The organism is Bilifractor sp. LCP21S3_A7 (genome assembly GCF_052118825.1).
Classification (GTDB): domain Bacteria; phylum Bacillota; class Clostridia; order Lachnospirales; family Lachnospiraceae; genus Bilifractor.
In genome coordinates this window covers 45,178-55,138 of record NZ_JBQKGL010000005.1, presented here as the reverse complement: position 1 = coordinate 55,138, position 9,961 = coordinate 45,178, and the positions used below count along the sequence as shown (strand labels likewise).

13 protein-coding genes are annotated in these 9,961 nt (G+C 41.1%); all 13 read left to right on the top strand.

Annotation, left to right across the window (positions count from 1 at the left end):
- Positions 1-25 precede the first annotated feature (25 nt).
- The gene (locus ACTQ1O_RS05890) at positions 26-973 is read left to right on the top strand and encodes a hypothetical protein (protein WP_441486512.1); all 948 of its coding nucleotides are present in this window, start codon (positions 26-28) and stop codon (positions 971-973) included.
- Between the two features lie 11 nt (positions 974-984).
- Positions 985-1,230, top strand: coding sequence for a hypothetical protein (locus ACTQ1O_RS05885; RefSeq protein ID WP_441486511.1), 246 nt, complete (start codon positions 985-987; stop codon positions 1,228-1,230).
- An 88-nt stretch (positions 1,231-1,318) separates the two neighbouring features.
- On the top strand, positions 1,319-1,516 hold the full coding sequence (locus tag ACTQ1O_RS05880; protein ID WP_441486510.1) for a hypothetical protein: 198 nt from the start codon (positions 1,319-1,321) through the stop codon (positions 1,514-1,516).
- Positions 1,517-1,530: 14 nt separating this feature from the next.
- Positions 1,531-1,872 carry a TrbC/VirB2 family protein gene (locus ACTQ1O_RS05875; RefSeq protein ID WP_441486509.1) on the top strand — a complete coding sequence of 114 codons (342 nt, stop codon included), beginning with the start codon at positions 1,531-1,533 and terminating at the stop codon, positions 1,870-1,872.
- Between the two features lie 12 nt (positions 1,873-1,884).
- Positions 1,885-2,718 carry a hypothetical protein gene (locus tag ACTQ1O_RS05870; protein WP_441486508.1) on the top strand — a complete coding sequence of 278 codons (834 nt, stop codon included), beginning with the start codon at positions 1,885-1,887 and terminating at the stop codon, positions 2,716-2,718.
- Positions 2,719-2,735: 17 nt separating this feature from the next.
- Positions 2,736-3,110, top strand: a complete 375-nt coding sequence (locus ACTQ1O_RS05865; RefSeq protein WP_441486507.1) for a PrgI family protein — start codon at positions 2,736-2,738, stop codon at positions 3,108-3,110.
- Positions 3,111-5,783: a VirB4-like conjugal transfer ATPase, CD1110 family gene (locus ACTQ1O_RS05860; protein ID WP_441486506.1), complete on the top strand. Its 2,673-nt coding sequence runs from the start codon at positions 3,111-3,113 to the stop codon at positions 5,781-5,783.
- 3 nt (positions 5,784-5,786) lie between these two features.
- The gene (locus ACTQ1O_RS05855; protein ID WP_441486505.1) at positions 5,787-7,436 is read left to right on the top strand and encodes a C40 family peptidase; all 1,650 of its coding nucleotides are present in this window, start codon (positions 5,787-5,789) and stop codon (positions 7,434-7,436) included.
- Positions 7,437-7,457: 21 nt separating this feature from the next.
- A complete protein-coding gene (locus tag ACTQ1O_RS05850; RefSeq protein WP_441486504.1) occupies positions 7,458-7,793 on the top strand; it encodes a hypothetical protein in 336 nt (111 codons plus the stop codon).
- A gap of 67 nt (positions 7,794-7,860) precedes the next feature.
- A complete protein-coding gene (locus tag ACTQ1O_RS05845) occupies positions 7,861-8,058 on the top strand; it encodes a hypothetical protein (protein ID WP_441486503.1) in 198 nt (65 codons plus the stop codon).
- A gap of 320 nt (positions 8,059-8,378) precedes the next feature.
- On the top strand, positions 8,379-9,329 hold the full coding sequence (locus tag ACTQ1O_RS05840) for a hypothetical protein (RefSeq protein WP_441486502.1): 951 nt from the start codon (positions 8,379-8,381) through the stop codon (positions 9,327-9,329).
- Positions 9,316-9,576, top strand: coding sequence for a hypothetical protein (locus tag ACTQ1O_RS05835; protein ID WP_441486501.1), 261 nt, complete (start codon positions 9,316-9,318; stop codon positions 9,574-9,576). The genes ACTQ1O_RS05840 and ACTQ1O_RS05835 overlap by 14 nt, the downstream gene beginning before the upstream one ends.
- Positions 9,573-9,932 (top strand): hypothetical protein, encoded by a 360-nt coding sequence (locus ACTQ1O_RS05830; protein ID WP_441486500.1) that lies wholly within the window; start codon positions 9,573-9,575, stop codon positions 9,930-9,932. Before ACTQ1O_RS05835 ends, ACTQ1O_RS05830 begins: the two co-directional genes overlap by 4 nt.
- The last annotated feature ends 29 nt before the right edge of the window (positions 9,933-9,961 follow it).

The following is a 9,961-nucleotide window of genomic DNA, read 5'->3' as shown; positions in this document are numbered from 1 at the left end:
GGGTACTTGCTTTAAGGAGGAACCCTTGGAAGAACAAAATTATGATCCCTATGCGGAATTAAATTCGCTCATTTCGAAAGAAGATGCAGCACAATCCTCTGACAGAAGGAATCCAAAGAAAGCGAAAAGAGAAAAATCAAATAAGGATATTCCCAAAAAGGGAAAACCAAAGAAAGATAATCCGAAAAAGGAGAAGAGGAAAGGACCAATACGATGGATTCTTTTGATTTTGCTTCTTCTCTGTTTGGCTCTTGGAGCTATTTATTTTTTAAAGCCAAAGCCGATCATGAGACAGATTGATCGGATGGAAAAAATCATACAGAAAACGGAGAAGAAAACAGAGAAAAAAACGGTGACTAAGCCGAAGAAAAGCTCATCGCAGTCAAATAACAAAAATGTGTCAAATTCTGACACAAAATCAAAAACGAAATCATCGAAATCGAAGTCCGATGAGAAGAATCCTGTGTCAAATTCTGACACAAAAACTGATAAGCCGGAGAAGATTCAGCCTCAGCAATCAGTTAATGGTGGCTTTTCTTATCAGGATGGAGCAGTTAATGTTGTTCTCTGCGGGAATTCTTTTGAATTTCCTTTTGCTCCGAATGCCGTTGCAGACAAGGGATGGAATGGTATTTCCGTAAATGCGGACCCAGACAATGCTTCGCTTTCCGTTTCGACTTGGACCAATGTTGATGGCTCCACCTTGTATCTTTATTATCCGAGCAATATGAATGGAGCGATGGTCACAAAAGCCGAATGTTCCTTTGTCGGAACGGCTTCTTCTTTTCTTGGATTGTCTATGGAGAAATCTACAACGGATTGCGATTTTTTGTTTTCAGATGCCGGACGAAAAGATATAAGCGGTTTGGATGCCAATGGCAACGGAAAGGAAATTTTTTATTATGACACCTGTCAGATTGCTGTATCTTTCCAGAATGGCTTTGTGACTTCGTGCTCGATTGAAAAAATTTAAGGAGGAACATTTTGGAAAACCGGAAATCCTTAGAAGAATTGTCAAAAAGCATTTCAGAGATCTTACAAGCAATGCTTGAGGAATCCAGGAACGAAAAAGAAGAACTGTCGAAACAAATTAAATCCTTACAAAAGGAGCAATCCAATCTTCAAAAAGAAGTGGAAGCATTAAAGAAGGAACTTTCAGAAAAAGAAGATCGAATTCATTCGTATGAAGATGAACGGATCAAACTATTAAAACAGATCATGGAGGGATAAGTCATGAGCAATCATCCGGTGCGTCCACCTTAAGAAAGATCATTCACCAAGTACAAATCACAAACACAAATAGAAAGAGGTAATTATTATGCGTAGAGGAACAAACCCGTTAGCGGTTCTTTTGATGGTTGTCGTCTTTGTTGCAGCGATCGTTGTGGCATTAATTGTTCGCAATAATCTTCCGGCTTCAGTTTCCCAGTTCAAAGACTTGATCTTTTGGGGAATCGTTATTGTAATTGGCGGTGTCGGCGGTGTGCTGATCGGGAAGAACATGAATAAGAGATAAGGGAGGATTTTGTCATGAAAAATTATTTTTTGAATATCAAGAAAAAATTAACCCCGGAAAAAGCAGAAAGGATCATGGTACTGGGCGTTTTGTTTAGTTCCATGCTTTTTTTCCCATCCAATGTTTTTGCAAGCTCAGGGGCAGAAACGGTCACAAATGGATTCAATAACTTAATGGATATCGTAAAGGCCTTGATCTCCTCCATCGGTGCGATTGTCCTGTTATGGGGGTTCTTCGAGTGGGGTACATCGATGCAGTCCCAGGATGGCGTCTTGCAATCCACAGCTTTTAAAAGGATCGGCGGTGGCCTGATTATGGTTCTCGCTCCGCAGTTAATTTCAGCTTTCGTATCTTAAAGGAGAAAGGTCATGCCAGGTTGGTTAAAAGATTTTTTTCAAATTGGCTCTCTTTTTAATCTTGGTCAGCAGATCTGGAATTTCTTCATGGGTATCACAAGCTCCCTCATGGGAGCTGATGCCCTTGAAACGATCTCTCCGGATGCTTGGAATTTCGTTTCCGAGACAGTTTATCCCTGGATGTTGTCGGCTGCTACAGTTTTTCTTAACTTGTTTTTTATGATCGGTTTTATCCGACAAAGCACTAATTTAAGAGAAAACTTAACGATTGAGAACTGGATCGAACTGATCATCAAAGTAATAATCTCAAATTCTTTAATGATCCAGGGCATTTCATTGATGCAGAGTTTCTTTACCGTTGCTTCAGATATGAAAGCAGTATTCTTTCCGGGTGGAACGAGTATTAATATTCAGCCAATGGATGTAGACGTTACGTATGTTTTGTACGAACTGGCGGCAGGCTTGATCTATCTTTTACTCTGCATTATTTCCGGTATCATCATCATGGTTGAAGTTTTTGGACGGTTCTTAAATCTCTATCTATTGATTTGCGTTGCTCCGATTGCCTTATCCACGATGGCAGGCGGTCGAGGACTGGAAAACACGGCCATATCTTGGTTTAAGAGTTTTTTAACGAATGTTTTTCAGATTGTTATCATTGCTCTTATTCTCCGGATCGGAGGATTGATGATTGCAAACTGGGGGTTCTCCAACCAAACAGGGACACCACTTGACTGGTTTGATGGTTATCAGTCCGTTCTCACATCGATGGCCCAGATCACTCTAATTACTTCCGCTGTGAAAGGCTCAGACGCCTTCATGCGGCGTGCTTTTGATTTAAGATAGATTGAGAGGAGGAGACAATGACAATTCAGATTAATAAGGATTTTCTCACAGAGTATAAGGACGATGTATGGAAAGGCTTCAATGGCAGAGAATTAATATCTATCATCACGGGAGGGGCCATCGCCTTTGGAGTCGTGATCTTGCTTTACTTTCTAACAAAGATGAACCCGGCTACACTGGTATACTTTGCCGTGCCTTTTGCTCTTCCGGCAATTGGAATTGGGTTCTACCGATACCAGGGATATTTGTCCATCACAGATTTTTTTAAGGAGATTATGTACACTTGGTATACAAAAGAGCTGCATTTTGAATCAGAGGAAGATCTTCCGGGAACAACTATCTTTTCTACGGAGATTAACCCTGCGAATGCCGGGAAAGGAGGAAAAAAATAAATGGCTTTTATTATTAACCCGGATGCCAAATTCCGGCAGTCGAGCTATATCACGAAGTTGTCGAAAAAAAAGGAGCATCCCATGAACTGCCGGGATGCTTTTTGTATATCCAAAGTTTATCCTAACGGTATTTTCCAGATCGAAGAAGGCATAAATCCGTGCCAGTATGATCGTTGCTACATCTTTTCCGATATTAACTATGCGAACAGGGATGAAAACGAGCAGACCGATATTCTACGCAATCTTGCGAAGGTTCTAAATGCGATGAACTGCGATTTTAAGATTACGGTCGCAAACGAATATCGGAATATGCAGCAATACATTGACTCTGTATTCTCGGATATTAACAAGAAAAACTATCCATCCATCTATAAGGGGATGCAGGAATGGATCAATGAGAAGATTAAGGATGCAGACCTTCACAACTTAAAGAAGCTTATGTATCTGACTATTACGGTACGTTCTTATTCCTACAAGGAAGCCAGGAGCTATCTTCTTGGTATGGATACGGAGTTGGACCGCCTTTTCAAGAGCCTCCAGTCTGTCATACTGCCTCTCAATGCAAAACAGAGACTAGATATTCTCTCCAACTTCTTTTATCGGTCTGAAGATACCGTAAACTACGATTTTGTCGATGAGTTGGCGGATCCGGTTCATGACGTGATCCCTGTCTCCATCAATGCGGAACAAAATTTTATGATTTTTAACGGAAGGCAGTATGCGTCCGTTCTTTTTGCCCGCTCGGTTGCTTCGACATTAAATGAACGGCAGACGATCTATTCGCTTACCAATATGGATTATCAGTCCTTTTGCACGATTGATTATGCTCCCGTTGACAAGGCTGTTTTAAAGCAGAAGTTAAAATCTGCGAATATTAATAATGAGCGGGCCATAGCAAATGAAATTGATTCTAAACGAAAAAGCGGGCAGATCATGGCGGGTGTTTCCTATCTGAAGGAAAAGCAGAAGGAAGAGCTGGAGGGCTACATCGACCAGGTCGATGACAATAACGAATCCTGCTTTCTTGTCGGCGTTCTTTTGGTCGTAACAGCAAGCACCGAAGATCAGCTGGCGGAGCGAATCAAATCTGCTATTCAGACCGGAAAAGATGTCGGTGTGACTTTGGAAACGATGAACTATGTACAACTAAAGGCATTCAACACAGCTTTGCCTGTCGGCTGCCGACTGGTAAAACATCGGAGGGCATATTTTTCTTCTTCTCTTGTTGCACTTCAGCCCTTCTTTGCACAAGATTTGATTGATCTAAACGGTATGTTTTTTGGTGTCAACCGAACCACAAAGAATCTGATCTTTGCTGACCGGAAAAAGCTCGCTTCTCCGCATGGAATGATTGTTGGCCATACCGGCTCCGGCAAATCCTTCTTAATTAAGGAAACCGAAGTCGTACAGACGCTGCTTTCTACGCATGATGATCTTACGATCATCGATCCACAGAATGAGTTCCAGACGATCTGTGAATTTTATGATGGACAATACATCGACTTTACTCCGAAATCAGAATTCCACATGAATCCGATGGAGATACCGGACGAGGTTTTCCAGGATCAGACACCGAATCGGGATGCCGTCATTAACGGATTTGTGGCAGACGTGACCGGATGGGTGTTCTCGTTTTGTTCTGCTGCAATGAAAAACATGATCTTCTCACAGGAACACCAGTCTTTTATTGGTCAATGTATCCGAAGTCTTTACCAAAGGGCTTTTCAGCAAAGAACGCTGAAATGGCAGCCAACGCTGACAGACCTTCGGGATGAGCTTTCCAAGCTCGAACAGACCATTGAGAATGACCATGACAAGGAAATGCTTCACGCTATGTACAACGCCTTACAAGAGTACACAGAAGGCGCATATGATATGTTTGCATATCCTTCCAACTTAAATCTCCACAAACGCTTCGTTGTCTTTGGACTAGCGAATGTTTCAAGCGAGTTCTGGGAACCTGTAATGATTACGATCATGTTCTTCCTTTCCAACAGGATGGCATACAACCGGAAATACCAAAGGGCAACCCGTCTGATTATCGATGAGACACAGGTCGTTACAGCAAATCCTTCATCCGCTAATATGCTTCTGAAAGCGGTTGTAACCTACCGAAAGTTCGGCGGTATTGTCACGATGGCTATGCAGAACTTTTCCCGTGCAATCGACAATCCGGAGCTTAGAGACATGTTTTCGAACTGCGGCTATAAATGTTTTCTGGACCAGGGCGGTATGGATGCGAATGCCATCCGGCAGATCCAGGATCTTTCCTCTATGGAATATAAAAGTTTGTCCGAGCCACAGCCGGGCTATGGCTTGATGGTCTGGGGAAAGAAAGTGATTCTTTTTGACTGCCGGATGAGTAATTCTAATCCGATCTACTATCAGATTTCGACAAACTTCCATGAGAATGCCGCAAAAGCAAAGAAAGAGGAAGAAGAAAAGCACATTAAACCTGTAATCGTAGATTCCAAGGAAGCGGATAGTTTATCAGCAAAAATTCTCCGTATTACGGCTACGGTCCCAATTACAGAAGAAGAGATCCAACAAGTTCTATCAATCTCGAAAGCGGAAACCGATAAGACCATTCAGACGATGCTTGAATCAGGGGCTTTGATCCGCATGGAAGAAGATTCACGAATCGTTTACAAGAAAGCGGACCAGAAGGAGTAAGCAATGCAGATTAAGAAGGCTTCGGAAACACGGATTTTTTCAAAAAGCACGAACCTTTCTCTCGCTGCGGATTTGATTAAGAAAACGGAAAATCCGGTTCTTTCTGCCGTAAAAAATGCAGATATTAAGATCAATACGAAAGACCAGGAAAGACTTGCCGTTGAATCTTATTTATCTCCCGCAGAGCTTCGAAAATGGCAAAGAATGTCTCCGAGCCGGAGAGAACGGTTACTGAAAAAAGCATCGAAACATCCATCTGTTGCAAGATTGGAAACAGAAATCAAGAAGGAGAAAGAAAAACAAAAATACCGGACTTCGGAAGATCAAACCAACAAATCATTTTCAGAATTGAAAAAAGAAAAAGGATTTTCCGAGAAAAATCTGGAACAAGACGTTGGGAAAGTTGCTAGTAAAAGTGTAGAAACCGGAGCGAAAGCTGGAGCAAAGGCTGGAGCAAGAGCGAGTGCTGATGCAGCGTCCGGAGGTACTTATGAAATTGTTCGGGCTGCGGAAAAAGCAGCAAAAAAAGTAACGGATCAAATAAAAAATTCTTTGGACAAAAGCGAAGAAGGAAAAAAGGAATCACTTAATGAAGATCAACAGAAACAAATGGCTCAATTTTCCTCCGGCTCCCATGCTATTAAGCAAATGGCTAAAACCGTTGTTGTTGCAATCGGAGCAATCACTCCATTGCTTGTCCAAGGAATGCTGCTTCCTTTTCTGATTGTTGCTTTGCTTTTCACAGTTTTCACAACCATCTTTTCATCCGCCACGCAATCAGCACCAGAATCTGCAAACCTATCTCAAACAACGGTTGCTTATGCTTCCATTGTACATGAGGTGAGCGAGAGCATGGGACTTTCCGTAGAGGATGAAACAAATATTTTGGCAATCATCGAAGTGGAATCTCATGGTAGCGGGAATAATCCAATGCAATGGTCGAATGATATTACTGGTGATGGCAAATTTGATGAAAAAGATGAAGCTCTTATGACACCGGAAAAGTCGATTCGTTTAGGAATTGGGTTATATAAGCAGCTTAGAGATCGGCAAGCACAAACAGGATGTGATATCGAAACGATGATCCAGGCATACAATTATGGTCCAGGCTTTATCAATTTCGTCATGGCAAACGGAGGGAAGTATAGTGAAGATTTAGCTTATCAATTTTCTTCCAATATGAAAAAAAAATATGGATTGAAAGTTTATGGGGATCCGTCCTATGTTTCCAAATGGAAAAAATATATCGCTTCTGAATCTATAAGGCCTATCGATTCTTCGGATTTCCAAACGATTCATGACGAGGCATACAAATATATTGGTAAGGCATATGTCTTTGGAGGTAGTGATCCAAACACAGGATTTGATTGTTCCGGTTTTACGAAGTGGTGTTTTGCAAAGGCCGGAATTCAATTACCGAGAACCGCCCAGGATCAGTATAACGCCACGACTCATATTGGAATTGAACAGGCACAGCCTGGCGATTTGGTATTTTTTACCGGAACGTATGATACTTCTGACTATATCACTCATGTTGAAATCTATGTAGGAAACCACACATCGATTGGTGCAGGCGATCCGATTCGAGAGCACAATCTCGATGGAACGTATTATAAAAACCATTTTGTTTGTTTTGGAAGAGTAGGGAAGTAACTTGGAAAGTGAGGAAACAGGATGCAAGATATCGTAGATGAACTCATTCAAAAAATAGATTCTGAATGGCAGTACTACTACATCGATCAGCTCACTCAGAGCAAGGCAAATATTTTTGCCAATTCAGATTTGATCTCAAAAAAAAGAACGATTAGTTTTCTGCTGAAAAAAATCGGACGCAGGATGTCAGAGGACATCCTGCGACGAGTCCTTTATCTAGAGGATTTGACGGACGAAGCATTTCGTTTCTGCAATGATCATCCGGAGGATTCTCTGGAAGATTCCATTCGGATTTTCTTCCAATCATTTTCTGACGAAAATTGCAGAAAAGATCCGATGGACACTTCAAAAAAATGAGCAGAAAAGAGAGCGTACTTTTTTTAGCATCGAAAAAATATTGAAGATTTTTTGGGGTGATTGGAAAATGGCTGCAAAAAAAATCATAGGATTTTTCAAGGCATTTGAAAAATGCCTGTCAAAAAAATGGGAAAAAATGAAAAGCTCCTTCGCAGATTTCTGCGAAGGAGTTTCCATTTTCCAAGGCAAAGCCTTGGATTTTTCTTTTCTATTTTCCGAGCAAATTAAGGCTCGGATGGGTCTTAGGGGAACCCTAACAAGATGAATTTTGTATCACAAAATGCGTATCTTGCAGTTAATAATACTTGGTTACCAAAGTTGGTTACCAAAGCAAAAAATTAAGGCAGAAATGCCGTAAAATCAATGGTTACCAATGGTTACCAAGTTGGTTACCAAACCAAAAGACATAGCTTTAGCTTGGTTACCAATGGTTACCAAGCTAAAAAGCATGGCAGAAATGCCGTAAAATCAATGGTTACCAATGGTTACCAAGTTTTATAAAATCGGCTAAATATTGTTTTTTGGTTACCAAGTTGGTTACCAAAAAAATTAGTCGTAAATTGTTCTAGAAAAGAGGTGTTCTTTATGGCGAGAGAAGATGAAAAAATCTATCGAGTTTCCGGTGAAGCAGGTGATACATTCGAAAAGTTCCGATCAGAATTAATACGTTCTGGAATCTTAGAAGAGAATTCTTCGAACAAAGATTTCATGGAATATCTTTCGAATCATCTATCAGCTATTGTGCCAAAAACAGATTCTTCGAATGAGAACCTGGAAGAAGATGATTCCAAAAAATCAGATGTCTTTGTTCCAGATCAGAAAATGGAACAGAAGATTTTTTCCTGTCTGAACGAAGTAAACGATTCTATCCATCACATGGAATTGATGCTCGAAGAATTTATTTGCTCGTATTTTCGTCGTGGAATTTTTATGCCGGGCGGAGAGCAGCCTGGAAAATTTTTGGTCGAAAATACTTCGGATCTTTTTACATCGACCTTTGGATCAGCGACACATCCAATGGTAGATGATCCGGATGAGGATCTTCCAGAAGCAGTCGTGCCTTATGACAAATGGATTCCAGATTTCAGTCCGGAAGAGATCGAATACCTTAAGCAATTTGAATCAGATGACTGGAACAAAGGGTATTTTGTAACAAGAGATTCCAAAGGACGATTGAAACTTCCGAAGGGCCATTTTTATGATGCCAATGATTTTCCTCATGATTCCTCCGGCTTTGCTTACGTGAGAACTCCCTTCGGATTCTATCCGCAACTGATTTGCGAAACGACTTGGCACTTAATTAATCCGGCTAGATTTCCGCATCGCTTTTTCAAAGAACGGAATCGGAAATTCCAAAAATGGTACGGCAGAGATCCGAAGGCAGATTGGTACAACGCCATTGATCCATCTTATCGCTATGAAGACGATCCGACAAACTTTGTTGTATCGGATGTAATCGGATTCATTAAGGAACATAATCTCTATTTTTGGGAATGCACAAAGAAAGGAAAGGCAACCGAGTATGAACAAGTATAACAAGAAGATTGAAACGGTACAGGGTGAAATTTCTTCATTGCAAAAAAAATTGACGGAAAAGAAAAGGCTTCTCCATGACCTGGAACTCAAACAGAAAGAGGAAGAGAAGAAAGAACGAATCGAAGAAAATGAAAGGTTAAGAAAGCTGATCGAGGAGCGATATGGTTCTGTCTCTCCGGAAGAGGTTCTACAGATTCTGGATCAGAATATGAACGAGGATCATTCCAACGATGGGAGCAACCTATGAAAGAAAAAAGTCATCGATCCAACTGGCTGCACGTTCGGTTGACAGATTTGGAAGCAGAAAAATTAGAGGAAGAGCTTCATCGCCTGGAAGAAAATAATCGGAAGATTTCTGCCAGCACTTATGCCAGACAGCAACTTTTTTCCAGTTCTCCGGAACGGATTCGTATGATGTGCAATGATATTCGTGCGATCCGTTCCGAGATCCATTATTCTCTTCGTAGGCTCCAGGAATCTGAAGATCCGAACCAGAAGGAAATCATCGAGATACTGAAAAGCTGTGATGACCGACTTGCCAAAATTCGAGAGGAGGTGATAAATCATGGCGGTAACGGTTCTGAAAAATCTGAAGGAGAGTAAGATCAAAGGCGATCCTGCAAATCATCTTC